The organism is Candidatus Galacturonatibacter soehngenii, from assembly GCF_008830185.1.
Taxonomy (GTDB): domain Bacteria; phylum Bacillota; class Clostridia; order Lachnospirales; family Lachnospiraceae; genus Lachnotalea; species Lachnotalea soehngenii.
Window position 1 is genome coordinate 60,158 of record NZ_WAGX01000004.1, and the last position, 25,943, is coordinate 86,100.

Annotated in this window: 24 protein-coding genes; 23 read left to right on the forward strand and 1 reads right to left on the reverse strand. The window is 33.7% G+C overall.

The features are described 5' to 3' along the window. Positions 1-72: 72 nt before the first annotated feature. From F7O84_RS02885 to F7O84_RS02955, 16 genes are all read left to right on the forward strand, one after another. Complete coding sequence (locus tag F7O84_RS02885; protein ID WP_151141777.1) at positions 73-1,737, forward strand: Na/Pi cotransporter family protein; 1,665 nt, start codon at positions 73-75, stop codon at positions 1,735-1,737. Positions 1,738-1,936: 199 nt separating this feature from the next. Next, positions 1,937-2,950 (forward strand): type I glyceraldehyde-3-phosphate dehydrogenase, encoded by a 1,014-nt coding sequence (gene gap / locus F7O84_RS02890; protein ID WP_151141779.1) that lies wholly within the window; start codon positions 1,937-1,939, stop codon positions 2,948-2,950. 159 nt (positions 2,951-3,109) lie between these two features. Then, positions 3,110-4,300 (forward strand): phosphoglycerate kinase, encoded by a 1,191-nt coding sequence (locus F7O84_RS02895; RefSeq protein ID WP_151141781.1) that lies wholly within the window; start codon positions 3,110-3,112, stop codon positions 4,298-4,300. Positions 4,301-4,346: 46 nt separating this feature from the next. Next, entirely contained in the window at positions 4,347-5,096 is a 750-nt protein-coding gene (gene tpiA, locus F7O84_RS02900) for a triose-phosphate isomerase (protein ID WP_151141783.1), read from the forward strand. Positions 5,097-5,170: 74 nt separating this feature from the next. Then, positions 5,171-5,572, forward strand: a complete 402-nt coding sequence (locus F7O84_RS02905) for a DUF3783 domain-containing protein (RefSeq protein ID WP_151141785.1) — start codon at positions 5,171-5,173, stop codon at positions 5,570-5,572. Positions 5,573-5,800: 228 nt separating this feature from the next. Then, complete coding sequence (locus tag F7O84_RS02910; RefSeq protein ID WP_151141787.1) at positions 5,801-6,781, forward strand: alpha/beta hydrolase; 981 nt, start codon at positions 5,801-5,803, stop codon at positions 6,779-6,781. Further along, the gene (locus tag F7O84_RS02915; RefSeq protein WP_151141789.1) at positions 6,741-7,196 is read left to right on the forward strand and encodes a LytTR family DNA-binding domain-containing protein; all 456 of its coding nucleotides are present in this window, start codon (positions 6,741-6,743) and stop codon (positions 7,194-7,196) included. The genes F7O84_RS02910 and F7O84_RS02915 overlap by 41 nt, the downstream gene beginning before the upstream one ends. Continuing rightward, complete coding sequence (locus tag F7O84_RS02920; protein ID WP_151141791.1) at positions 7,196-7,660, forward strand: hypothetical protein; 465 nt, start codon at positions 7,196-7,198, stop codon at positions 7,658-7,660. Before F7O84_RS02915 ends, F7O84_RS02920 begins: the two co-directional genes overlap by 1 nt. Before the next feature lie 654 nt (positions 7,661-8,314). Beyond that, complete coding sequence (locus F7O84_RS19645) at positions 8,315-9,475, forward strand: DEAD/DEAH box helicase family protein (RefSeq protein ID WP_330578711.1); 1,161 nt, start codon at positions 8,315-8,317, stop codon at positions 9,473-9,475. 54 nt (positions 9,476-9,529) lie between these two features. Next, a complete protein-coding gene (locus tag F7O84_RS19650; protein WP_330578712.1) occupies positions 9,530-11,311 on the forward strand; it encodes a DUF3427 domain-containing protein in 1,782 nt (593 codons plus the stop codon). Positions 11,312-11,320: 9 nt separating this feature from the next. Then, positions 11,321-11,722 carry an 8-oxo-dGTP diphosphatase MutT gene (gene mutT, locus F7O84_RS02930; protein ID WP_151141793.1) on the forward strand — a complete coding sequence of 134 codons (402 nt, stop codon included), beginning with the start codon at positions 11,321-11,323 and terminating at the stop codon, positions 11,720-11,722. 590 nt (positions 11,723-12,312) lie between these two features. Next, positions 12,313-12,891, forward strand: a complete 579-nt coding sequence (locus F7O84_RS02935; protein WP_151141795.1) for a matrixin family metalloprotease — start codon at positions 12,313-12,315, stop codon at positions 12,889-12,891. A 16-nt stretch (positions 12,892-12,907) separates the two neighbouring features. Next, positions 12,908-13,546 carry a hypothetical protein gene (locus F7O84_RS02940; protein ID WP_151141797.1) on the forward strand — a complete coding sequence of 213 codons (639 nt, stop codon included), beginning with the start codon at positions 12,908-12,910 and terminating at the stop codon, positions 13,544-13,546. 117 nt (positions 13,547-13,663) lie between these two features. Continuing rightward, positions 13,664-13,888 carry an AAA family ATPase gene (locus F7O84_RS19560; protein WP_420886630.1) on the forward strand — a complete coding sequence of 75 codons (225 nt, stop codon included), beginning with the start codon at positions 13,664-13,666 and terminating at the stop codon, positions 13,886-13,888. A gap of 159 nt (positions 13,889-14,047) precedes the next feature. Continuing rightward, positions 14,048-14,506: a low molecular weight protein-tyrosine-phosphatase gene (locus tag F7O84_RS02950; RefSeq protein ID WP_151141799.1), complete on the forward strand. Its 459-nt coding sequence runs from the start codon at positions 14,048-14,050 to the stop codon at positions 14,504-14,506. A 12-nt stretch (positions 14,507-14,518) separates the two neighbouring features. Beyond that, on the forward strand, positions 14,519-14,890 hold the full coding sequence (locus tag F7O84_RS02955) for a CoA-binding protein (protein WP_151141801.1): 372 nt from the start codon (positions 14,519-14,521) through the stop codon (positions 14,888-14,890). Positions 14,891-14,954: 64 nt separating this feature from the next. Here F7O84_RS02955 and F7O84_RS02960 read toward each other — a convergent pair whose 3' ends face one another. Beyond that, complete coding sequence (locus F7O84_RS02960) at positions 14,955-15,815, reverse strand: AraC family transcriptional regulator (RefSeq protein ID WP_151141803.1); 861 nt, start codon at positions 15,813-15,815, stop codon at positions 14,955-14,957. Between the two features lie 275 nt (positions 15,816-16,090). Here F7O84_RS02960 and F7O84_RS02965 point away from each other — a divergent pair, with 275 nt between their 5' ends. From F7O84_RS02965 to F7O84_RS02995, 7 genes are all read left to right on the forward strand, one after another. Beyond that, complete coding sequence (locus tag F7O84_RS02965; protein ID WP_151141805.1) at positions 16,091-17,383, forward strand: ABC transporter substrate-binding protein; 1,293 nt, start codon at positions 16,091-16,093, stop codon at positions 17,381-17,383. Between the two features lie 88 nt (positions 17,384-17,471). Further along, positions 17,472-18,368, forward strand: a complete 897-nt coding sequence (locus F7O84_RS02970) for a carbohydrate ABC transporter permease (RefSeq protein WP_151141807.1) — start codon at positions 17,472-17,474, stop codon at positions 18,366-18,368. A 16-nt stretch (positions 18,369-18,384) separates the two neighbouring features. Next, a complete protein-coding gene (locus tag F7O84_RS02975) occupies positions 18,385-19,215 on the forward strand; it encodes a carbohydrate ABC transporter permease (RefSeq protein ID WP_151141809.1) in 831 nt (276 codons plus the stop codon). A gap of 14 nt (positions 19,216-19,229) precedes the next feature. Continuing rightward, positions 19,230-21,443 carry an alpha-galactosidase gene (locus F7O84_RS02980; protein ID WP_151141811.1) on the forward strand — a complete coding sequence of 738 codons (2,214 nt, stop codon included), beginning with the start codon at positions 19,230-19,232 and terminating at the stop codon, positions 21,441-21,443. Continuing rightward, complete coding sequence (locus F7O84_RS02985) at positions 21,440-22,060, forward strand: YczE/YyaS/YitT family protein (protein ID WP_151141813.1); 621 nt, start codon at positions 21,440-21,442, stop codon at positions 22,058-22,060. The genes F7O84_RS02980 and F7O84_RS02985 overlap by 4 nt, the downstream gene beginning before the upstream one ends. 194 nt (positions 22,061-22,254) lie before the next feature. Next, positions 22,255-24,051, forward strand: a complete 1,797-nt coding sequence (locus F7O84_RS02990) for an ABC-F family ATP-binding cassette domain-containing protein (RefSeq protein ID WP_151141815.1) — start codon at positions 22,255-22,257, stop codon at positions 24,049-24,051. A gap of 27 nt (positions 24,052-24,078) precedes the next feature. Continuing rightward, entirely contained in the window at positions 24,079-25,932 is a 1,854-nt protein-coding gene (locus F7O84_RS02995; RefSeq protein WP_151141817.1) for an alpha-amylase family glycosyl hydrolase, read from the forward strand. Positions 25,933-25,943: the final 11 nt, after the last annotated feature.

Sequence of the window (25,943 nt, forward strand, 5' to 3'; positions counted from 1 at the left end):
ATGATATTCTAAATTGAATGTAAAAAATATGTAAAATACATTCGTAAGTTTAACACTAGGAGGAAACAAAGTATGTCAATAAGTGACATTGGAATGCTATTTAGTTTTATAGGGGGACTTGGACTGTTTCTTTATGGAATGAACGTTATGGCAGATGGTTTACAAAAGTCTGCTGGTAATAAGATGAAGCAATTGCTGGGATTTTTAACAAATAATCGATTTCTGGCGATTGTAGTTGGAACCTTAATAACAGCAATCATACAAAGTTCTTCGGCGACTACTGTTATGGTGGTTGGTTTTGTTAATGCAGGTATACTTAATCTTACACAGGCTGTTGGTGTAATTATGGGTGCTAATATTGGAACGACTGTTACTGCATGGATTGTTTCAATGAGCGAATGGGGTGCTTTTTTTAAACCTGAATTTTTTTCTCCTCTTGTTGTGGGATTGGGCTCATTTATGATATTATTTAGTAAGAGTTCAAAGAAAAAAATGATTGGTGAAATCGCTGTTGGTTTTGGAATCTTATTTATTGGACTTAGTTTTATGTCAGACTCAATTATACCTTATAGGGATGCACCTATATTTCAACAAGCCTTTGCTATTTTAGGAAATAATCCCTTTTTAGCAATACTAGCTGGTGCTGTTGTAACAGGAATCATACAAAGTTCATCTGCTTCGGTAGGTATTTTACAAACACTTGCAATAAACGGAATTGTCAATTGGAAGTCTGCTATTTTTATCACTTTAGGACAAAATATTGGTACATGCGTAACAGCATTATTATCTAGTGCAGGTGCACAGAAAATGGCAAAAAGGGCGGCTGTAATACACTTACTATTTAATACAATAGGTGCAATTGTTTTTGGAGTCATTATGTATGTGATATTTGCTATACTTCCTGAATTAGCAACAAGTAATATAGATAGTGTACAAATATCAATTTTTCATACTGTATTTAATATAAGTAATACAATTATATTATTGCCTTTTGCTAATCAACTTGTTAAGTTATCTGGAGTTATTATCAAAAATTCAGAACAAGTAGAGAGTGAAGTAGAAAAGGATGAGGTTATTACTTTACGACATTTAGATGAGAGAATATTAGAATCTCCATCATTTTCAGTAGAAAATGCTATTTTAGAAGTTGGACATATGGGAGAAGTAGCACTTGCAAATATAAAACTTGCTTTTGAAGCTGCAATAGAAAATGATATTGATAAGGTAAATTTAGTTTTTGAAAATGAAAAAACAATAAATAATTTACAAAAACTTATTATGGAATATTTAGTAAAAATAAGTAATCTTTCATTAACTGAAAAACAACATATGGTAATTAATAATTTATTTTACATGATAAACGACATTGAAAGAGTTGGAGATCACGCTGAAAATATAGCTGAATTAGCAGAGTTCAAATGCAAAAACAACATTGTATTTTCTGAAAATGCACAAGAAGAAATTACCAAGATTATGGAAGTTGGATTAAAAGCGATTGAAAATGCTATTTTGGCAGTTAAAGAAAATAACATAGAATATGTAAGAAAAGTTGTAAAATATGAAGATATGGTAGATAATATGGAAGAAGAACTTAGGGAAAAGCATATAGAGCGTTTATCAAACAATCTTTGTAAACCTGAAGCCGGTATTGTTTTTCTTGATATTATCAGTAATCTAGAAAGAATCTCTGATCATGCTTATAATATTGCAGGATATGTTAAGGATGAAATAGAATAAATGATTTATCGTATAAAATCGATATTTTTTAAGGATATCATGCTGATAAATTGGAAAAAATAATACTTGAATTATTGGCATAAATTAGGTATTATATCTTTAGGTTGTGTTTTTATTAACAATCTCTGCAACCCATTGTTTAATTGCTGTAAAACTACAGCATATTATAAAACATTTTAACTTTAGGAGGAATTTAAACATGGCAGTAAAAGTAGCAATTAATGGTTTTGGACGTATTGGACGTCTTGCATTTAGACAGATGTTCGGAGCAGAAGGATATGAAGTTGTAGCAATTAACGATTTAACAAATCCTACAATGTTAGCTCATTTATTAAAATATGACTCAGCTCAAGGTAGATATGCATTAGCTGATAAAGTAGAAGCAAAAGAAGATTCAATCGTAGTAAATGGAAAAGAAATCAAAATCTACGCTCAAAGAGATCCTAAAGATCTTCCTTGGGGAGAATTAGACGTTGATGTTGTATTAGAATGTACTGGATTCTTTACATCAAAAGACAAAGCTTCTGCACATATTACAGCAGGTGCTAAGAAAGTTGTTATTTCAGCTCCAGCTGGAAACGACCTTCCTACAATCGTATACAATGTAAATCATACAGCATTAACAAAAGAAGATACTGTTATTTCAGCAGCTTCTTGTACTACTAACTGTCTTGCTCCTATGGCAAAAGCTCTTAATGATTTTGCTACTATCCAGAGCGGTATCATGACTACAGTTCATGCTTACACAGGAGATCAGATGACTCTTGATGGACCACATCCAAAGGGAGATTTAAGAAGAGCTAGAGCAGCTGCTTGCTCAATCGTTCCTAACTCAACTGGTGCAGCAAAAGCAATCGGTTTAGTTATTCCAGAATTAAACGGAAAATTAATCGGTTCAGCTCAACGTGTACCAACCCCTACAGGATCTACTACTATTTTAGTAGCTGTTGTTGAAGGTAAAGTAACAAAAGATGAAATCAATGCAGCTATGAAGAAAGCAGCAAATGAATCATTTGGTTACACAGAAGAAGAATTAGTATCATCTGATATCATCGGTATTTCAGAAGGATCATTATTTGATTCTACTCAGACTATGGTTACAAATCTTGAAAACGGCACAAGCCAGGTTCAAGTTGTTGCTTGGTATGATAATGAAAATTCATATACTAGCCAGATGGTTAGAACAATCAAATACTTCGCTGAATTAGCATAATAAGTATTATAGTTTTATAAAAAGACTCAACATGGGTCCGGTCTTTTGGGCCGGGCTCTTTTTATATAATAGGAAATGAATTTACTACGCAGCCAAGTGGCTTAAGAGAGTCCGCAAAGTAGCATAAAAATCAATAAATTTGAGAAAGCAGGTATAGTTATGTTAAACAAAAAATCAGTAGATGATATTAATGTTAGTGGAAAAAGAGTTCTTGTTAGATGTGATTTTAACGTACCATTACAGGAAGGAAGAATTACAGATGAAAATCGTCTTGTAGCGGCTCTTCCAACTATTAAAAAATTAGTTGCAGATGGTGGAAAGGTAATTCTTTGCTCTCACCTTGGTAAACCAAAGGGAGAAGCGAAACCAGAATTATCATTGGCTCCTGTTGCTAAGAGATTAACTGAATTATTAGGACAAGAAGTTAAATTTGCAGCAGATCCAGAAGTAGTTGGAGCGAATGCAAAAGCAGCTGTTGAAGCTATGAAAGACGGCGATATCGTTTTAATTGAGAATACACGTTACAGAGCAGAAGAAACAAAGAATGGTGAAGCATTCAGCAAAGAATTGGCTTCTTTAGCTGATGTATTTGTAAATGATGCATTCGGAACAGCTCACAGAGCTCATTGTTCCAATGTTGGTGTAACACAGTTTGTTGATACAGCAGTAGTTGGATATTTGATGCAAAAAGAAATCGATTTCTTAGGAAACGCAGTAAATAACCCAGAAAGACCATTCGTAGCAATTCTTGGAGGATCAAAAGTATCATCAAAAATTTCTGTTATCAACAACTTGTTAGATAAAGTAGATACATTAATCATCGGTGGAGGAATGAGCTTTACATTTGCAAAAGCGCAAGGTGAAGAAATTGGAAAATCATTAGTAGAAGAAGATTTCTTAGAATATTCAAAAGAGATGATTGAAAAGGCTAAAGCAAAAGGTGTTAAATTACTACTTCCAGTTGATACAGTAGCAGCAAAAGAATTCTCAAACGATGCACAATTCCGTGTGGTAGAAGGAAGCTTAGCTTCAGATGAAATGGGACTAGACATTGGACCAAAGACACAAGCTATCTATGCAGATGCATTAAAAGATGCAAAAACAGTTGTATGGAATGGACCAATGGGTGTATTTGAAATGTCTAACTTTGCACAAGGAACAGTAGCAGTTGCAAAAGCTTTGGCTGAAATCAATGCAACAACAATCATCGGTGGTGGAGATTCTGCAGCAGCAGTTAACATACTAGGATACGGCGATAAAATGACTCACATCTCAACAGGTGGTGGAGCATCCTTAGAATTCCTTGAAGGAAAAGACCTTCCAGGTGTAGTAGCGGCTAACGATAAATAAACACTGAGTAAGTACAAATATGAATTACCCTTAAGGAGAAGATAAAATGTCTAGAAAAAAAATAATCGCAGGCAACTGGAAAATGAACAAAACTCCAAGCGAGGCAGTTGCACTTATTAATGAATTAAAACCATTAGTTGCAAATGATGAAGTAGATGTAGTTTTTTGTGTACCTGCAATCAGCATTATTCCATGTATTGAGGCGGCAAAAGGAAGTAATATCAATATTGGTGCGGAAAACATGTATTTTGAAGAAAGCGGTGCGTTTACTGGTGAAATTGCACCAAATATGTTAACTGATGTTGGAGTAAAGTATGTAGTAATCGGACATTCTGAAAGAAGAGAATACTTTGCTGAAACTGATATTACAGTAAATAAAAAAGTGAAAAAAGCATTTGAGCATGGTATTACACCTATCATTTGCTGTGGAGAATCATTAGAACAAAGAGAGCAAGGTGTGACTATAGATTTTATTCGTCAACAGATTAAAATTGCATTCCTTGATATAACAGCAGAACAAGCAAAAACTGCAGTAATTGCTTATGAACCAATCTGGGCAATTGGAACAGGAAAAGTTGCAACAACTGAGCAAGCACAAGAAGTTTGTGCTGCAATCCGTGTTTGCATTGCAGAAATTTACGATCAAGCAACAGCGGATGCAATTCGTATTCAGTATGGTGGAAGCGTTACTGCTGCAAGTGCTCCTGAATTATTTACACAACCAGATATCGATGGTGGTTTAGTAGGTGGAGCATCTTTGAAACCAGAATTTGGTAAGATTGTTAATTATAAATAGTTTGATTCTAACACCAGAAAATAATATTTTCTGGTGTTTTTAAACTTAATTGTTAAAAAAGAAAGGAATGGGGTATGAAGCCAACTGTATTATTATATAATTTTAAAGATAGCGTTCGTAATAGAAAAATAACCTTAGCTTTGATGCCTCTTGGTTTTCGCTTAAGGAAAGTTGAAAAAGAGAATTATAATCAACCAATCGGTTATATAGCTGGGGTAAAGGGAATAGAACCACTAAATGAAACTCATGTGGGTGAAGAATTAGAAGATGAAATGTTAATTATGGTCGGTATGACAAGTGCTCAAATTGACGGCTTAATAATGGCATTTCGAAAAAATGGAATCCCAAAAGTAAAATGTAAAGCAGTGTTAACTGAGACGAATCAATATTGGGATGCACTTACTTTGTATAAAGAATTAAAACTAGAACATGACACCCTTAATAATAAGGGAATACAAAACGAAGTAGAAAAATAGGAAAATACTATATATATTAGAACTTATAATATAGATTATGAATTTAATATAACAGATGAAGTATTCTAAGATTTTGCAATTTTAAAGGCATATACTTGAAAGTACAAGTATATGCCTTATTCTATGTAACTTATCCCTTTATATTGTAACTAAGGAAATGTGAGTAGATAAAGATTAAAATATCTTATATCTTAATAGTAACGATGAATCACAAAAGGGGAAGCACGGATGAAATTAAAGAAAAGATTAAAAATAGTATTTATTATTGTGTTAATCGCGATTGTAACTGGATTTATAGGAATAAGCGGGGTATTGGGCTATCAAGTGGCAAATCAACTATCCTATCAAAATGTATCAAAAAACACGATAGAAGCAAGTATTATGCAGTTAAAGAGTTGGGGAAAAACGATTGATTATTATGAAGAAAACTATGAACACAAAACTATGTTTTTAGAAAATGAAAAAGGTTATCAAATCCCTTATACCATTATAGGAGATACAAAACTAAAAGAGAAAGATACGGTTATCTTGGTACATGGAGCAGGGGGGGACTATCGAAGTGTTTATCCTCATGCAGAATTCTATGTACAACAAGGATATAATGTTGTTGCAATTGATCAAAGAGCAAGTGGCTTATCAAAAGATAACATCGTATCGTTTGGATATTATGAAAAATATGATTTGAAGGATATGGTTGATTTTATAACAGAAATGCTACCGCAACAAAAAATAATTCTTCACGGATTTTCAATGGGAGCGGCTACTGTAGCCTTGTATGGCGAGATGGTAGGAGAAAAAGAATCAATATTATTAATGGTTTTGGATTCTTCTTATGAGAGTATGCAGTATATATTTGCTAAAGTTTGGGAGGGAATGGATACAGGTTTACCTAGTTCTTATGCTGTTTTTTGTGGTAATATATTCTTAAAGACAAAATTTGGATACTCCTTTGATGATGTCAATGTTATAAAAGCATTTGAGCGTTGTAAAATTCCTGTATTATTTTTTCAAGGAATGAACGACGACCTAACGACTCCTGATAGAGGCAAGAACTTATATGAGCATTCAGCGGCGATACAAAAAGAATATGTAGAACAAGAATGCGGACATATTGAAGGATTTGTTAAACATCCAAAAGAATATAAGAAGAGGGTGCTGGAGTTTATTGATGAAATTAGAATTGATTCGTATTGCGAAAAAAAAGGATGAAAAGATACAAATATACTACAAGGAACAATCTTCTCTTATTCAAAGAATTGTTGAATTGGTGGAGGCAGAGGATATTGAACGTTTAGAAGGAAGTAACGATAAGGCAGAAAAGGTTCCTATTAAAATATCTGAGATTTTATATTTTGAAGCCGTAGATAAACGAGTATTTGCTTATTTGAAAAGTGAGGTATATCAAGTACATTATAGTTTATCTGAAATAGAACACCATTTTAAATCTCATGGATTTGTTAGAATTAATAAATCTACGGTTATTAATATTTATCATATAGAAACAATAAGACCTGAGTTAAATATGAGAGTAAAAGCGATTCTTGACAACAAAGAATTCTTGTTCATCAATCGCACATATAAGCGTCAGTTTGAAAAGTTTCTGAAAGAAAGGATTACGAGATAATGAAAAGGATAGGAACAATATTAACGCAAATTTTGGAGGCTATTAGTATTTCATACCTCATTATATCAATCATAAATGCTAGCTATAGTATATTATGTAGGAATGGTATGGTATCTGCACATAACCAGATTCGTATCTTTGTTTGGTCGTTGATAGCAGTTGTTGTGTTATATTCCTATAGACTATTTACAAGATTTTCTCCTTTGGCGACGATATTCATACAGTATATCCTTGCGGTGCTCTTGATTACAGCGGAGATATTTTTTGAGACAAAGATATTGGGTATTGCTACGAGTCAAGGTCTTTTAAAATCACTGGGGAACTTTAGCGTACCTTATTTTATAGGAGCGTTTGTATATTATATGTCTTTGTATTATGAGGTTTTAAGACAAGATAAGTTGTTGAAAAAAGTAAAGGCAATGCAGGGAGAAGAGGTATTTTCATCAAAGGGAAAGGAAAGCTGATGTAAAAATTGCAACATGCATGTAGTATGTTTTAAGTAGACAAAAGCCTTTATAAGCATTATGGTATTATTATCAACTAACTTGATGCAAAATCTGTAAAGGGTAATGATAGAATGAATGTGATGGAGTATAAAAACTTTCGGTAAAGGAATTTATTCATTTGATGAAATTACTTGTTTTTGAGTTTTTATCACTATCTAAAGGCTGACAGATTGATGATGATTAAAGATTTTGACTCGGACGAAAAATAGAAATACTTGATTCGTTACTAAGTTATTTTCCATACCGACTTATAAGTATATTGAAAATAGGAAGGAAGTAAACAATAAAAATTTTAGTAAGTTATATCAATGTAGAAGATTGTTGAAAGTGTTCGCTTTTAGGAATATAATTATTACGTTGTATGTTGAGTATTTGGATTAGGGATAATTGGAAAATACAAATAAGCATTTTAATCTATGACGCTAGATATCGAAAATCGATTAAAGCTTTAACATGATGAGTGTAGAGCATGTGCGCAAGTTGTGGGATAGCATATGAGGTTACATAGTATAGTGAATGTATTCACAGATGAGCTGATTGATGAGCCGAAGTATAATGGGATAGGATAAAAGCTTGCGTCGTAAGGTATTTAAAAGAGAAGGAGCAGTTAGGATGACGGATGAAAAAATTGTGGAAATGAAAAGTGGTTTTAATACGGCATTTATCGATGGTGCATTTAACTCTAATTTAGCATATAGACCACAGTTTATTTACAACGACAATAAGAACGGTCAGAAGGTTTTCTCTGCGATTGAAGAGGAATTGCTGAGATGTGATAACTTTGCTATAAGCGTTGCGTTTATAACAAGAGGTGGAATTACGCCACTTTTACAAACCTTGCAGGAGTTAGAGCGAAGAGGTGTACCAGGGAGAATATTAACTACCGATTACCTTAGCTTCAGTGATCCGGTTGCTTTAGATACAATTGCGAGTCTCTCTAACATTGAGCTTCGTATGTATCAGACGGAGCGAGCAGGGTATGGATTTCATACTAAAGGATATATCTTTCAGAAGAGTGAAGAGTATCGTTTTATTATTGGCAGTTCTAACTTGACGCAGGATGCATTAACGAGAAATATGGAGTGGAATACAAAACTGGTATCCACAAGTCAAGGAGAGTTGGTAAATTCAGTTCTTGGTGAATTTGAAAAGCTTTGGAATGCGACGAAATATTCGAAATCATACTCTGAATTTATCGAGGAATACAGAAGAAAATATGAAGAAAAGCGGCTGTTTAATAAAATGGTTGCAGAGCAGAAAAAAATAGCTAAGAGTGAGTCGATTCCATCAGCAGAGGGATATACACTGCGTCCAAATTCAATGCAAAGAGCATTTATTTATAATTTACTAGAATTAAGGAATAAAGGTTTAGATAAAGCGTTATTGATTTCTGCTACCGGAACAGGAAAAACCTATGCTTCTGCTTTTGCCATGAGAGAGCTCGGCTTTAAACGAGTTCTATTTCTGGTACATAGAAATCAAATAACGAAGCAGGCAAAAGTATCTTTTGAAAGAGTATTTGGAAGCAGAATTAAAACTGGTTTAGTATCAGGAATTAATCATGATTATGAGGCGGATTTTGTGTTTGCAACGGTGCAGACATTAAGCAAACAGGAAAACTTGGAGAGATTTCCAAGGGATTATTTTAACGCATGTATTTATGACGAGGCACATCATACAAGTGCAGGAAGTTACAAGAAGATAATGGATTACTTTACACCGGAATTCACTTTGGGAATGACTGCTACACCGGACAAGCGAGATGATAATTAAGAAGGATGCAACATCTATGAAATCTTTGACCATAATATTGCCTATGAAATTCGATTGCAGCAGGCGCTGGAGGAAGATTTGTTGTGTCCGTTTCACTATTTTGGTATCACAGATTTGGCAATGATTTCTGATGAAGGCAATTCAAGAGAAGAACAGCTGGAAAATTTCAGATATCTTACAAGTGATGACCGTGTGAAATATGTTATGAAGCAGGCTGCATACTTTGGATATTCAGGAAAACGTGTAAAAGGTTTAATTTTTTGTAGTAGAGTAGATGAAGCAAGAGAACTTTCTAGCAAATTTAACGAGCATGGTTTAAGAACAATTGCATTAAGTGGCGCCGATTCAGAAGAAGTTAGAGCAGATGCAATTGAGCGTTTGACTATGGAGGTCCAGTCTAAAGAAGATGATTATTTAGATTATATTATAACCGTGGACATCTTCTCCGAAGGAACGGATATTGTCGAAGTGAATCAGGTTATCATGCTTCGTCCAACACAATCACCGATTGTATTTATTCAGCAATTAGGGAGAGGTCTCAGAAAAGCATCTGAGAAGGAGTATGTAGTAATTCTTGATTTTATCGGAAATTACAAGAACAACTTTATGATTCCGATTGCTCTATCAGGAGATCGTAGCTATAATAAAGATAATATTCGAAGATATCTGATGGAAGGTGGGCGCGTAATCCCGGGGGCAAGTACCATTCACTTTGATGAGATAAGTAGAAAACGTATTTTTGTATCTGTGGATAATGCAAATTTTAGCGATATTAAACTAATCAAAGAGAATTATTGGAATCTTAAAAACAAGCTAGGTAGAATTCCGAGATTAAGAGATTTTGATGATTACGGTGAGATGGATGTTCTACGTATCTTTGATAATAATAGTCTATGCTCTTATTATAAATTCCTTGTAAAGTATGAAAAGGAATATGAAATAAGATTGACACTAAAAGAAGAAAAAGTCATCGAATTTGTATCCAAAAAGCTCGCTAATGGAAAACGAATTCAGGAGTTAAGGCTTTTGAATAGAATGTTTTCAGATGCTCTTAGGTTTTCGCTGTTTGCAGGTCTAAAAGAGGAACTCAAAGATAGATATGGTATTAAGATGAGCGAGGAACAGAGGGAAAATATAATTAATATTATGACAAATCAGTTTCCGGCAGGAGCTAGTAAAAATTCATATGCAGAGTGTGTTTTTATTGAAAAAGATGACGTGGTAGGAGCAGACTATCATGTTTCAAGATCTTTTGAGAAAATGTTAGCTAATAGGGATTTTAATGAGATTTTGAAGGAGCTTATTGAATTTGGCATTAGTCGCTATGAGCGAGATTTTTCTGACACATATAGGGAAACGGATTTTGTTTTATATCAAAAGTATACGTATGAAGATGTTTGCCGATTGCTTAATTGGGAAACAAACGAGGTGCCATTGAATATTGGTGGTTATAAGTACGATAAGAAGACAAAGACTTTTCCTGTTTTTATTAACTATGACAAATCAGAGGATATCAGTGATACGACGAAATACGAAGACCACTTTACAAGCAGCAGTAGTTTGATTGCGATATCGAAGTCTGGAAGAAGTATTTTGTCTGAGGACATGCAGAACTTTTTGCATGCAGAAGAGCGTGGAATCTCAGTACATTTGTTTGTGCGTAAAAATAAAGATGATAAGATTTCAAAGGAATTCTATTATTTAGGACAAATGCGGGCAAGTGGTAAGATTAGAGAGTTTGTTATGCCAAATACGAATAAGACCGCTGTTGAAATTGAATGGTTGTTAGATGTTCCGGTAAGAGAAGATTTATATGAATATATTGTAAATAAGTAGAGGTGCAACATGAAAACTATAAGGGTAGTGGCAGCAATAATTAAGAAAATAAATGAAAATGGTGAAACTATTATACTTGCGACGCAGAGAAGATTTGGAGATTTTAAAGGTGGTTGGGAGTTTCCTGGTGGCAAAATTGAGAAAGGAGAAACCCCAGAAGAGGCGCTTGTGCGTGAGATAAAGGAAGAGCTTGAAATAGAGATAGCAGTTAAGGAATTGATTGACACGATTGATTATGATTATCCAACGTTCCATCTTTCAATGGATTGTTTTTGGGCAAAGATTGTGTCTGGTGATTTAGTTCTAAAGGAGCATGAAGCGGCTATGTGGTTAACTAAAGATGAATTGGATTCTGTGGAATGGTTGCCGGCGGATATTACTCTGGTTGATAAGATACGAATAAATATGTAATAATTATAAATCAGTAATATATGGAATTGGTGAAAGATTTAAGACAGTAACAGGTAGTCACGACTTAATAAATTATGCTATAATTTGCTTAGAAAAGAAAAATATCAAAAAGACAGAATTCATTGAAAACTGGGCACTTTGCGTCTGTTTAAGTAGTTTGATAACAATGATAAAAATATTATTCGTCTGCCACGGCAGTAGATGAAGTAAGTTGTAAGAAAGATTGAATTTGCGGTGTTTAAGAAGATAAGATGATGTGTTTTATGACACTTTTATGACAGAATATAGAGACAAGCATAAGCATTAGTATAGTGGATTATAGCACGTACACTCAAACATAAGTGTACGTGCTTATTTAATTATACAAAAAGTTGTTAAGTTATGGAATAAAAATACAGGATTTTAGATGTTGATTTAATTAGTTAATCCAACTATACTTGGGTCCCGTATAATTTATATGTCTATAAAAATAAAATGTAATAAAATAGTAAAGAATTACATATGCAAGTGTGATATTATAAAAAAATAAGAAGTAAAATCAAAAGATACTAACTGATTAACTGTAATGACACACGATAAGGGGGAAGAGTATGAGAGTAAGAAAAAGGTTTTTCATACTTGCTGTAATGGTAGCTATAGTGTTTACTTCAACAGCAAGTGCAAAATCACTGGGTTATCGTTGGAGTAATAAGTATTCAACAATCTATTTTTACTGTGGCTTTAATTCCGTATGGACGAATGCTATTCAGGCAGGTATGAATTCATGGAATTCTGTTAAGGAAATTTCAACATCTAAGACCATTGTACCAATGTATGTTACAACAAGTAGTTCTAAGAATAAAATATATACAACCAGCAACCAAACGTGGATAGCCAAAATGATTCCAACTTATTCTGGTTCTAATCTTAGTAAAGCCGATGTTGCTTTTAATAATGGTGATTATACTTTTTCGGTGGGAGCAGCTGCTAATAAGTACGACATACAATCAATAGCCGTACATGAATTTGGTCATGCAATTGGTTTAGCACATTGCCATGAAATAGGAAAGAAATGTTCTAGTTCATCATGTTCCCAAAATATAATGCAGCCAACTTCAAAAGTTAATAATATTAGACGAGGATTAACCAGTTATGATAAAGAGAGTAAGCAAGTAGAATATTATAATTAATTCGAGGGGGATTATGATGAAAAAGAAAAAAATAGTTACTCTAGTTGCCATAGCTTTATCAGCAATAGTGATATGGGCATATAATGAGTATAAACCGCTACCTGTTGTTTACTGTACGTCAACTTATCCAGACTACAGTGTAAAAGAACTTGCCATTGAGTCGGAGAATATAGTTTATGGAAAAGTTGTTTCAATAGCTCCAACACAGATGCATGAGGTACGTGTATCTACAACTCTAGATCCGACCAAAGTAGAAGATGTATTGTATTATCCTGTTACACCAGTTACTATAAGTATAAAAGATTCTATTAAAGGGGATGAGTTAAGTAAAATAATCTATTTTGAGGAAAGTGGTGTAACAGACACATATATTCAAAAGGCTCAGGGATATCAAATGTCACAAGGAATGGAAGTTGTACTATTTTTAAATGAAGAGGGATATGGATGGGGAAGCCAAAGTGTTTATCCTGTTATAGATGACCAAGTCGTTCTACAGGATAAAGCGATAAATGAAATTCCATCAAATAAAATAAATAGTATTTCTGCCGATGTAATTGAAGAAAAATATAGTATTTCTTCCTCGTATGAAGCAGAAAACGTTTCAACTACAAGTCTTGATGAATTTCTAAAATTAGTAAATTCGTATATAAACTAGTTAGTTGTAAAAGAGGTAGCAATAGTTAAATGTTTTGAAGCTATTGCTACCTCTTTTTATATTGTTTTCTTTGTAATAACTAGGTATAATATAAAATAATAGAAAATTAATATCAAAATAGCTAATTTTCGATGTTTTGAAAAATTAGAGATAGACCTCAAAGATAATTATACGGTATTGCTTGGTATAAATGGAGCAGGTAAATCTTCTGTTTTGGACGCAATCTCAATTGGGCTTGGAAGTTACTTATCAGGTTATGATAAGATTTCCACAAATAGTATTCATACAGATGATGCACATTATAGGACGTATCAAATAGTAATAAGTAATAGGTATAGGTAGAAATTGCTGTATATGTTTCAAAGAAAGTATGTGTCATATGAATTTTGAATTTATGACACTTTTAGTGACACATATTTATGCCAATAAGTATTAACAGTTATGTATGGATAAAACACTGTAAAGTCAAGTAAAATCAGCATTTGCAAGGAGTTATAAGACATGATAAAAATCCTATTCGTTTGCCACGGCAACATCTGCCGCTCCCCAATGGCAGAATTTGTAATGAAAGACTTAGTAAAAAAACAAGGACTACAAGATGAATTTTACATCGCTTCAGCTGCAACCAGCAGAGAAGAAATCGGTAACCCCGTTCATTATGGAACGAAAAACAAACTTCATACATATGGTATATCGGTCGATGGTAAGTGTGCAATTCAAATGACAAAGAAAGATTATGAACAATATGATTATATCATAGGTATGGAACAAAGAAATATAACTAATATTTTTAGAATCATAGGAGAAGATAAAGAAGCAAAGGTTTGTCGACTACTTGATTTTTCAGACCGACCAAGAGATATTGCAGATCCTTGGTATACTGGCGATTTTGACAAAACATATGATGATGTATTGGAAGGCTGTCAAGCACTTTTGAAGGCTTGCCTTTCCTCAATTTGAAAGGAGTAACGTATGGATTTAAAAGAGATTATGCAACAAGAAGTATATGTAGTGGTAGGTGATACCTTAAATGAAGAAAAGTATGCGTACCGTATTAAGAACGAGCTACTAAAAGAAGGTTATAAAGTCTATTGTGTAGGAAAGGAATTGGCATCCATCAACGATGTGGAAGATACAATTGATATCATTGATTTATGCATTCATCCAGTAAAGGGATTAAAGCTGATGCAAGAATGTAAAAAAGAATTCAAATCCATAGTCATTCAGCCAGGTGCAGAAAGCGAAGAATTACTTGCCTATCTAGAAGAAAAGAACTATTCCTATATAGAAGGATGTTTGCTGGTAGGAATTAGACTATACAGTAAGAATAACCAAAACGATTAATAGAAAGCTGCCGTCTTTGTTATAAGAACAGATACGGCAGCTTTTTCAATCTAGATTGCCATATTTAAAGATTATTTTCACGATATATTTTAGGACACATACCATAGGTCTGTTTAAAAATTTTTGAAAAAGTCAATGGATTTTCATATCCGATGCTATTAGATATTTCACTGATAGATAAATTGGTGTTTATCAAAAGTTCAGCAGACTTTTTAAGTCTAAAACTAACAAGATATTCTTGTGGCGATATGCCCAATTGTTTTTTGAAAATAGAAGTAAGATAAGAACGATTAATTCCTATATACTCAGCAATATCTTGTACACGAATATGATTATAGTTGTGTTTGACAAATTGAATTGCATAGTCTACATATGTATTGCTTGGATAATCATACTTATTTTGCTTTGCTTTGATACTGCTTTGAACTTCAATTAGTGTTGAAAGAATTTCATATAGATAACCGACACGTTTAATTTCATTTGCAAAAGTGAGCTCATTAGCGTCTAGTATTTTTTGTATCATAGGCTGATATGCATTATTAGGAATTGTTGATTGAATTACGGGATTATCCTCTGATAGCCCTGCATGCTGTAAATAGGGTACACTCTTTTCACCATCAAATGTAATCCACATGTATTCCCAAGGGTTTTCCATATCTGCATAATAATGGATATGCGCATCCTTTGGTATTAAAAAAATATCATCTTTTTTGATATGATAAATACGCTGAGACACTTTAAGCGTCCCTTTTCCATTTAGAACAAAATGCAAATGATATTCATTAGGAATTTTATGATTATAAGTATATCCAGGTGTACATTGCTGCTGTCCACAATGTACTAAGTATAAGTCGCTTGTCTGTTTTTCAATATTAAGGAGACAGCGAAAACCAGCAACATTTCTGTAACTTGTTGGTTTACTCATATTTTACATCCATTCATCTGCGTGAAAAGCATATGAATTGCACTCCTTTCCTTAATTATACAAAAAGCTTAAAACAAGGTTTTTGATAAATCAAGTATAACATAAAAAATAATAGTATAGATATAATAACAACAAAAATACAAAACTTAAATTATTTTTAGTAAAATATAACAAAAAGAAATGTAGATACAACATTAATCCATATTAAACTTGTATGATGTAGTATATAATTTTTTTGTGGCAAATAACAAAACCGAATATAAGGGAGGAAAAATATGAAGGTTAAAAAAATTGTATCTATTTTGCTTGCATCAATTTTAACAGTTAGTATGATTGGATGTGGGGATACGAAAAAGCAACAACAAGATACGATAGAAGGATTTAATAGTAAAGGCGATAAGTTAACCGTTGCGATATGGGATAACAATCAACAGCCTGGAATTCAAAAAATTCTTGATGAATGGAACAAAGAATCTGAAATCAAGGCAGAAGTGCAGGTTATTACCTGGAATGAATATTGGACATTGTTAGAAGCAGGGGCTTCAGGAGGAGCTTTACCAGACGTGTTTTGGATGCATTCAAATCAAAGTCAACGATATTCGGAAAATGGCTTATTGCTTGATTTGACCGATAAAATTAATCAAAGTGATAAGATTGATCTAAATAATTATTATAATGATATTGTTAAGTTGTATGAATCTGATGGTAAGCAATTTGCGATTCCAAAAGATATTGATACAATAGCATTATGGTATAACAAAACCATGTTTGACGAAGTAGGTGTAGAATATCCAAATGAAAATTGGACATGGGATGATTTTTATGAAGCAGCAAAAAAATTAACAAAAGACGATGGAAGCCAATGGGGATATGCGATTAATACAGGTAACAACCAAGATAGCTATTACAATATGATTTATGATTATGGCGGATATGTGATCAATGATGATAAAACAAAATCTGGATACGATGATCCAAAAACCATACAGGCGATGGAATTCGTTGAAAAAATGCTTCGCGAAGGTTTGTGCCCTGAGCTTGAGGTTATTTCGGAAAACGGAGCAGATGTGTTATTCCAATCTGGAAAAGTAGCAATGGTAACACAAGGATCATGGATGGTAGCTGGATTTAGAGATAATGAGTACACCAATAAAAATTGTGATGTTGCTGTATTACCAAAAGGTCCAGATGGAAAAAGAGTTTCTATATATAATGGACTAGGCTGGGCAGCATCAGCAAATGGAAAGAATACCGAAGCAGCATGGAGCTTACTGGAATATTTAGGATCAAAGGAAGCACAGCTAAAGCAAGCACAGTTAGGTGTAACGATGTCTGCTTACATAGGAACGTCAGATGAATGGGTAAATAGTGTAGATAGTTTTAATCTGCAAGGTCATCTTGATATGCTAGATGCTGAGCTCGTAATCAGACCATACTCTAGAAATACGAATGTGTGGGAAGACATGGCTATTGAGACATTTAAAGGAGCATGGACAGGGGAAATGACAATGGAAGAAGCATGTAAAAAGATTGCGGAAAGTATGAATGCTTCACTGGCTGAAGAATAGAAAAGTAAATCAAAAGGCAGAAATATTTTATTTCGGCCTTTTGAAAACTTGAATCAGCATAGACAATAGCAGGAAGGGCTGAGAGTATATGAGAAAGGATTATGGAAAGAAAACATCCTGGGAAAAAAATCAGTTTATTTGGGGATGGTTTTTTATTTTGCCAACGTTATTAGGGTTGATTATTCTAAATATCATCCCGATTTTTCAAACAATATATCAAAGTTTTTTCAAGACAGGGGATTTTGGAAAAGGAAATATCTTTGTAGGGTTTAGTAACTATACTAGAATGTTTCAGGATAAAGCAATATGGCAAGCACTTTGGAACACTGTAAAGTATGCAATTGTAGAAGTTCCATTTTCAATCGTTATCGCATTGATACTTGCAGTATTTTTAAATCGAAAAATGGCGGGACGCGCAATTTATCGAACTATATTTTTCTTACCAATGGTTGCAGCACCAGCGGCTATTGCAATGGTGTGGAGATGGCTTTATAACTCAGAATTCGGTCTGATTAATCATTTGATAGGCCGTAAAATAAATTGGATTTCAAATCCAGACATTGCTATATTTGCAATCGCAGTCATAGGAATCTGGTCAATTGTTGGGTATAATATGGTTCTTTTTTTAGCAGGATTACAAGAGGTACCAAGAGATTATTATGAAGCAGCATCCATTGATGGGGCGTCAGGAATCTTTCAATTACTTAAAATAACAGTTCCATTGATTTCACCTACTATCTTCTTTGTAGCAGTTACCAGAGTAATCGGTGCATTTCAGGTATTTGACCTTATTTTTATGGTAATGGATAAAACAAATCCAGCATTAATAAAAACGCAGTCACTTGTTTATTTGTTTTACAGATATTCCTTTACTGAGGCAAACAAAGGCTATGGTTCAGCTATTATCGTACTTCTTTTAGTCGTTATATTGATTTTAACAGGATTTCAACTGTTTGCACAGAAAAAATGGGTTCATTATAATTAGGAAGAAGGGTGAAAATATGCAAATAAAAAGAAATGTAACTACTTTATTGATTCATTTGGTTTTAATTGTTTTTTCAATAACAATGCTGATTCCTTTTGTATGGATGTTTTTGACTTCATTTAAATCGGTTACAGAAGCAACAAGCATAAATCCATTCATTATTCTTCCAAAAATATGGCGTAAAGATTCATTTATAAATGTTAGCAACAATATGAATTTTATATTGCTTTATAAGAATACATTGCTTATGATTGCTGGAAGAGTAATTGCAGCAGTATTAACTGCTACTATGGCAGGGTATGCATTTGGTAGACTCAATTTTAAAGGAAAAAACCTTGCGTTTTCAGTCGTTTTATTCCAAATGATGATTCCAGGTCAGATTTTTATTATCCCACAGTACTTAATGGTGAGTAAGATTGGAATGTTAAATACAACCTTTGCGTTAGTATTTCCAGGATTTGTAACCGCATTTGGAACATTTTTGCTAAGACAGTTTTATATGGGACTTCCAAAAGATCTAGAAGAAGCGGCAAGACTGGATGGATGTAATATTGGGCAAACCTTTTTATTTGTCATGGCGCCGCTTACAAAATCGGGAATGGTAGCGCTTGGTATATTTACAACGGTTTTTGCTTATAAAGACTTAATGTGGCCAATGATAGTTAATCCAAACAATGATAAAGCTACATTAGCATCCGCATTAGCCAAAATGCAGGGGCAGTACGCAAGTAAGTTTCCAGAATTAATGGCGGCCTCTTTAATTGCATGTATTCCAATGATTCTTATTTACTTATTATTTCAAAAACAATTTATTGAAGGAATTGCCACATCAGGTGGCAAATTATAGAATAGGAGAAATTTATGCCAATTATATTTCACGAAAAGTCAAGACAATTTCATATTTACAATGAGTATATTAGTTATATTATTGAAATTATGGAAAATGGAGAGTTAGGGAATCTTTACTATGGCAAAAAAATAAACGATAGAGAATCTTTTGCTTATCTTCATCAAGATAAAGAACGGTCATTAGCAGCTATGGCTACCGATTCACAGTCAAATTTATGTTTGCAGTATACCAGACAAGAATACCCTTCTTATGGAAGAGGAGATTACAGGTATGGAGCATATAAAATAGAACAAGAAAATGGAAGTACCATATCAAAGTTTGAATATGTAAATCATTCCATTTATGCAGGGAAAAAGAGTATAAATCCACTGCCTTCAACCTATGTGGAAGATGAAGAAGAAGCAACCAGTATAGAGATTTATTTATATGATAAAATCATTGATACAAAACTTATTTTGACCTATACAATATACGAAGAAAGAGCAGTTATCACACGATGTGCAAAACTGATTCATAAAGGCGAGAAGCCAATTGTTTTAGCAAATGCAATGAGTGTAAGTGTAGATATTCCAGATAAGGATTATGAAATGATACATTTGTCTGGAGCATGGGCAAGAGAACGAGCAGTTAAAATACGTAAATTAGAACAAGGAATACAGTCTGTCTATAGCATGAGAGGAGCTAGTAGTGCTGAGCACAATCCTTTTGTTGCGATAAAAAGGTCTCATACAACGGAGGATTGCGGCGAAGTATATGGATTTAGCCTTGTCTATAGCGGAAGCTTTTTAGGGCAGATAGAAGTTTGCTCTCATGATACAACCCGCATAATGCTTGGTATTCATCCAGATAATTTTTCATGGAGATTAAATCAAGGCGATGAATTTCAAACGCCAGAAGCTGTAATGGTTTATTCTGATGAGGGCTTAAATGGTATGAGTCAGACTTATCATGCATTATATAGAAATAGACTTGTCAGAGGGTATTGGAGAGATAGAGAGCGTCCTGTATTACTGAATAATTGGGAAGCAACATACATGGATTTTACCGAAGATAGTATTATTCAACTGGCAAAAAAAGCGAAGGAGCTTGGCGTAGAGTTATTTGTTTTGGATGATGGATGGTTCGGGACTAGAAATGATGATACACAAGGTCTTGGGGACTGGTATGTGAATAAGAATAAGTTACCAGACGGAATAAGTGGCCTTTCAGAAAAGATAGAGAAACTAGGTATGAAATTTGGTATTTGGATAGAGCCAGAGATGGTAAATAAAAATAGTGATTTATATAGAACACATCCTGACTGGATTTTATCAACACCAGATAGATTTGAAAGTCCTAGTAGATATCAGCATGTACTTGATTATTCCCGTCCCGAGGTAATAGACACCATATTTAATATGCTTGATCGTTTGCTTTCTGATTCAAAAATATCTTATATTAAGTGGGATATGAACCGATATATTACCGAATGTTATTCAAGAAGTGCATCATCCAAAGAGCAAGGAACAGTGATGCATAAGCATATTCTTGGAGTTTATGAATTGTACAGTCGACTAACAACTAAATATCCAGAGATTCTATTCGAATCGTGTGCAAGTGGTGGAGCTAGGTTTGACCCAGGAATGTTATATTTTTCTCCACAGATATGGTGCAGTGATAATACCGATGCAATTGAACGCTTAAAGATTCAATATGGAACGAGTATGGTATATCCCCTTTCTACTATGGGAGCTCATGTTTCAGCAGTTCCAAATCATCAGGTTAATCGATTTACCCCTCTTCAAACAAGAGGAAATGTAGCCTTTTTTGGAGTATTTGGTTATGAACTTGACTTAAATAAACTAACGAAAGAAGAACAAGAACAGGTAAAAAATCAAATCGAGTTATATAAAAAATATAGAAAATTAATACATGAAGGAACATTTTTTAGAATTCAAAGCCCTTTTGAATCAGAAGATACAGCTTGGAGCGTTGTTTCTAAAAATAAAACAGAAGCAATTGCAGTTTATTATTTTAAGTTAAACTATGCAAATGCTGGTTTTGTTAGATTTAAGTTAAAAGGACTAGACCCAAATAAACAATACCAATTAATACTTAATGATAAAGAGTGTATCATGTATGGAAGCGAACTGATGTATGCAGGATTGCCTCTAGATCGAAATAAAGAAGGTAAGAAATATGGTGATTTCTCATCGTTATTATTTCATATTAAGGAAGTTCGATGAAATACATTCAAAGTCATAAAAAACTACTGTTAAAAATCATACTGTACGTAATGGGAATAATAATGATGCCTTTAGGAGTAGTATTTACAATTAATTCTCATATGGGGGCGGGAGGATATGATGCTTTAAACTTTATACTGGGAGAGCGTATTGGAGTTTCGAGCTCTTATGCAATTATAGGTACAGCATTCATTGCAATGATAATCAGTGCGTTAATAAGAAAAAAAATCCCGAGAATTACAACATTTATTACAGCTATTTTAGTTGGCATTACTACACAGTTATGGAAGGGTGTTTTATCAAATACACGCAGTGCGTCCCTTTTTCTTTCAATTACGTTTCTTTTCATCGGTATAACAATAATTGGTTTTGGAATAGCGAGCTATATGTTGTCTGAATTACCAACGAATCCGACTGACGATATCATAGTAGCTTGTAAAGAAAGAGGGTTGCCAATACGGAATGTAAAGATTGGTATGGACATCATATGTGTTTTATTGGCGCTCATATTAGGGGGAGAAATCGGAATAGGGACAATCTTTATTACGATTTGCTTAGGCCCAATGGTTTCCTTTTTTTATGATTTCATAAAGAAGAAGACGAATGATTGTACATGATACATGATAATACAAATAATAGTGTTAATTTTTATATTGGTTCTATGAATACTTTATTGAAGGAGGTGGTTAATCATACTGCCTCCTTAATTTTTTAATTGTGTTTTCAATATACTTGTACGAAACACAAAACATTGCTATAATCGAGAGTAGACAAATAGAACAATTCAGTGAAATGAACATGAGAGGTACGCATGAATTTATTAACAATAGAAAATATGACAAAGTCATATACCGATAGAATCTTATTTAACAATGTAAACTTTAGTATTGAGGAAGGCGAAAAAATTGGTGTCATCGGCGTAAATGGTACAGGAAAGTCCACTTTATTAAAAATCGTAGCAGGGCTTGAAGACACCGAACTTGGTACTGTTACAAAAGGAAATCAGGTGTATATTCGTTATCTTGCACAAAATCCAGTATTTCAAGAAGAGGTTACTGTTTTACAAGCGGTACTAGAGGATAACACGAACAAAGAAAACGAATGGTCCATAGAAAGTGAAGCAAAATCCATGTTAAATAAGCTAGGAATCACAGATCATTCGGCCCTCATTAAGCATATGTCAGGTGGTCAAAAAAAGAGAATTGCTCTGGCAAGTACCTTATTAGCAACTGCTGATATATTGATACTAGATGAGCCGACGAATCATTTAGACAATGAAATGTCAGAGTGGTTAGAAGAATATCTAAAGAGACGAAAAGGTGCCGTTTTAATGGTTACCCATGATCGATATTTTCTAGACCGCGTTTCCAATCGAATCATCGAGATAGAAAAGGGCAATATTTATAGTTATGTTGGAGGTTATTCAGAATTCTTACGACTAAAAGCGGTCAGAGAAGATATGGAAAACGCGACAGAAAGAAAGAGGCAATCTATTTTAAGAAATGAGCTTGCCTGGATTAGTAGAGGTGCAAGAGCACGCTCCACAAAGCAAAAAGCAAGAATTGAGCGCTTTGAAGAAATGCGTCAAATCGACGCTCCTACAAAGGAAGAAAATGTGGAAATCAGCTCTCTTTCTTCAAGGCTTGGGAAAAAGACAATTGAAGTCTATGATGTATGTAAAAGCTATGGAGAAAAGACTCTAATAAAAGATTTTAACTATATTTTCTTAAAAGGTGACCGCATTGGTATTATCGGCCAGAATGGTTGCGGAAAAAGTACATTACTAAAAATAATAAATGGTATCATAGAGCCAGACAGCGGTTATGTAGAAATGGGTGCTACCGTAAAGATTGGCTACTTTTCACAAGAAAATGAATACATGGATGAAAATCTAAAAGTCATTGATTATGTAAGAGAAGGTGCGGAATATATTGAAACGGTAGAGGGAAAGGTTACAGCATCACAGATGCTGGAACGATTTTTATTTGAAGGTGCACTTCAATGGAGTCAGATTAAGAAATTATCTGGTGGAGAAAAAAGAAGACTTTACTTACTACGAATTCTAATGGAAGCACCAAACGTATTGATTTTGGATGAGCCAACCAATGATTTGGATATTCAAACCATGACTGTTTTGGAAGATTATTTAGATAGTTTTGATGGCATTGTAATAACAGTATCACATGATCGTTATTTCTTAGACCGTGTTGTAAAACGATTGTTTGCCTTTGAACCAAATGGTGTGATACGACAATTTGAAGGAAGCTACAGTGAATATAAGGAAGTTAATCAGCCAGTCAGTGAAAATGAAGGTGCAAAGCCTGTAGAGATAAAGACAAAGACAGAAAAGGTAAGAACACAAAAGTTAAAATTTTCTTACCAAGAGCAAAAAGACTATGAAACAATCGAAGAGGATGTGGCAGCATTGGAAGAAAGCATTGAGCAGCTAGAGAAAGATATCACTACTTATGCAACCGATTTTCCAAAGTTAAATAAATTAATGGAGCAAAAAGCGATATTAGAAGCAAACTTGGAAGAAAAGATGGAACGCTGGATGTATTTAACGGAGTTGGCGGAGAAAATTGAAGCACAAAGGGATGCTAATTAAATATAAGGATAAGAGGGGTACTTTTGTATGATAACGGATGGTAACGGAAAAAGAAAAGTATTGGTAAGCAAAGGAATTACAACTACACTTGGAGTTACGATATATCAAGAAGGGATTAATTTTGCTGTTTCCGTTAAAGAGGGAATTGCTTGTCGACTCCTTCTGTATCCATATGGAAAAAGTGAGCCAATTCTTGATTATAGGTTTGATGAATCAAAGAAGGTTGGCGACATTCATACCGTTTTCGTGAAGAATCTTGACCTATTAAGGTATGAATATGTCTATTTACTTGACGATGAGATCTACTTAGACCCCTATGCAAGAATCCTTACGGGCAGAGAGGAATGGGGGAAAGTAGTAGCAAAATCAGACCTTCGCTGTGCTTTTGATTTGGAAGAATTTGATTGGGAAGGGGATAGACCTTTAACGATTCCATACCATCAAGTGATTTTATATTCTCTCCATGTTCGAGGCTTTACCATGCATCCTACCTCCAAAGTAAAACATAAAGGAACATTTGAAGGAATAATTGAAAAAATTCCATATTTAAAGGAATTAGGAGTCAATCAAATAGAATTAATGCCTTCATATGAATTTGATGAAATCATTCCCAGACGTGAAAATAATATGGAATTTACAAAATATTTGCCGGATCGTCAATATACAATTAACTATTGGGGATATACAAAGGCTAATTATTTTGCTCCAAAAGCATCATATGCAAGTGGTAAAGATAGTGTAAAGGCATTTAAGTCCATGGTAAAAGAACTTCATAAAAATAAAATCGAAGTTATTATGGAGTTTTATTTTGGTGAAGAGGTCAATCAAAATACCATAGTTGATTGTGTGAAATACTGGGTAGAAGAATACCATATTGATGGTGTTCATATCAATAGCAATGGTGTGCCAACTACCTTACTTGCAACCATGCCAAGATTAAGCAATACAAAAATTATGACGGAGGATTTCGATTTTACAAGAATTTATAAGGAAGAGAATTATCCTTTGAATAAAAATCTGGCACAATACAATGACGGGTTTTTAATAGATGCTCGTAGGTTTTTAAAAGGTGATGAGGATATCTTAAATAACTTTACCAATCGTATGAGAAAAAATCCAAGGTATTGTGGTGTAATCAATTATATAGCAAGCCACAACGGATTTAATCTTATGGATTTGGTGTCTTATGATGTGAAACACAATGAAGCCAATGGAGAGAATAACAAAGACGGAACAAATTATAATTATAGTTGGAATTGCGGCGTAGAAGGAACGACGAGAAAGAAAGCGGTTTTAAAACTTCGTAAAAAACAGATTAAAAATGCATATCTGTTATTCTTATTTAGTCAAGGCGTTCCAATGATTAATAGCGGAGATGAATTTGGACATACACAGCAAGGAAACAATAATCCATATTGTCAGGACAATGAGATTACTTGGATTGATTGGAATAATATAAAAAAACAAAAGGAATTATTTGATTATATCAAAACTTTAATTCGTTTTAGAAACGAGCATCCAATCCTTCATATGTCTAAAGAGTTAAAAATTATGGATTACTTATGTTGTGGATATCCTGATTTATCTTACCATGGTGAAAAAGCATGGTATCCTGATTTTGGACTTGAAAGTAAGCAAATTGGCGTAATGTACTGTGGGAAATATGTATTAAAAGAGAACAAAAAAGAAGATGACTTTATCTACATTGCATTTAATATGAATTGGGAGCCAAAGGAATTTTCCCTTCCAAGTCTACCGCCGAATAAAAAATGGAGGATTGTGTTTGACACCTCCCTAGAAGAACCAATTGATAAAGTAATTACCATACAAAGAAACTTGAATGTAAAAGAAAAAAGTATAGTAGTATTAATAGGAAAATAAAATCTATAATA

Coding starts and splice junctions, on each gene's coding strand:
- F7O84_RS02935 (WP_151141795.1), top strand. CDS start 12,313: ATGAGAGTAAGAAAAAGGTTTTTCATACTTGCTGTAATGGTAGCTATA.
- F7O84_RS02910 (WP_151141787.1), top strand. CDS start 5,801: ATGAAATTAAAGAAAAGATTAAAAATAGTATTTATTATTGTGTTAATC.
- F7O84_RS02955 (WP_151141801.1), top strand. CDS start 14,519: ATGGATTTAAAAGAGATTATGCAACAAGAAGTATATGTAGTGGTAGGT.
- F7O84_RS02965 (WP_151141805.1), top strand. CDS start 16,091: ATGAAGGTTAAAAAAATTGTATCTATTTTGCTTGCATCAATTTTAACA.
- F7O84_RS02920 (WP_151141791.1), top strand. CDS start 7,196: ATGAAAAGGATAGGAACAATATTAACGCAAATTTTGGAGGCTATTAGT.
- F7O84_RS02975 (WP_151141809.1), top strand. CDS start 18,385: ATGCAAATAAAAAGAAATGTAACTACTTTATTGATTCATTTGGTTTTA.
- F7O84_RS02995 (WP_151141817.1), top strand. CDS start 24,079: ATGATAACGGATGGTAACGGAAAAAGAAAAGTATTGGTAAGCAAAGGA.
- F7O84_RS02915 (WP_151141789.1), top strand. CDS start 6,741: ATGAAATTAGAATTGATTCGTATTGCGAAAAAAAAGGATGAAAAGATA.
- F7O84_RS02990 (WP_151141815.1), top strand. CDS start 22,255: ATGAATTTATTAACAATAGAAAATATGACAAAGTCATATACCGATAGA.
- F7O84_RS19645 (WP_330578711.1), top strand. CDS start 8,315: ATGACGGATGAAAAAATTGTGGAAATGAAAAGTGGTTTTAATACGGCA.
- gap (WP_151141779.1), top strand. CDS start 1,937: ATGGCAGTAAAAGTAGCAATTAATGGTTTTGGACGTATTGGACGTCTT.
- F7O84_RS02980 (WP_151141811.1), top strand. CDS start 19,230: ATGCCAATTATATTTCACGAAAAGTCAAGACAATTTCATATTTACAAT.
- F7O84_RS02905 (WP_151141785.1), top strand. CDS start 5,171: ATGAAGCCAACTGTATTATTATATAATTTTAAAGATAGCGTTCGTAAT.
- mutT (WP_151141793.1), top strand. CDS start 11,321: ATGAAAACTATAAGGGTAGTGGCAGCAATAATTAAGAAAATAAATGAA.
- F7O84_RS02895 (WP_151141781.1), top strand. CDS start 3,110: ATGTTAAACAAAAAATCAGTAGATGATATTAATGTTAGTGGAAAAAGA.
- F7O84_RS02985 (WP_151141813.1), top strand. CDS start 21,440: ATGAAATACATTCAAAGTCATAAAAAACTACTGTTAAAAATCATACTG.
- tpiA (WP_151141783.1), top strand. CDS start 4,347: ATGTCTAGAAAAAAAATAATCGCAGGCAACTGGAAAATGAACAAAACT.
- F7O84_RS02970 (WP_151141807.1), top strand. CDS start 17,472: ATGAGAAAGGATTATGGAAAGAAAACATCCTGGGAAAAAAATCAGTTT.
- F7O84_RS02960 (WP_151141803.1), bottom strand. CDS start 15,815: ATGAGTAAACCAACAAGTTACAGAAATGTTGCTGGTTTTCGCTGTCTC.
- F7O84_RS02950 (WP_151141799.1), top strand. CDS start 14,048: ATGATAAAAATCCTATTCGTTTGCCACGGCAACATCTGCCGCTCCCCA.
- F7O84_RS02885 (WP_151141777.1), top strand. CDS start 73: ATGTCAATAAGTGACATTGGAATGCTATTTAGTTTTATAGGGGGACTT.
- F7O84_RS02940 (WP_151141797.1), top strand. CDS start 12,908: ATGAAAAAGAAAAAAATAGTTACTCTAGTTGCCATAGCTTTATCAGCA.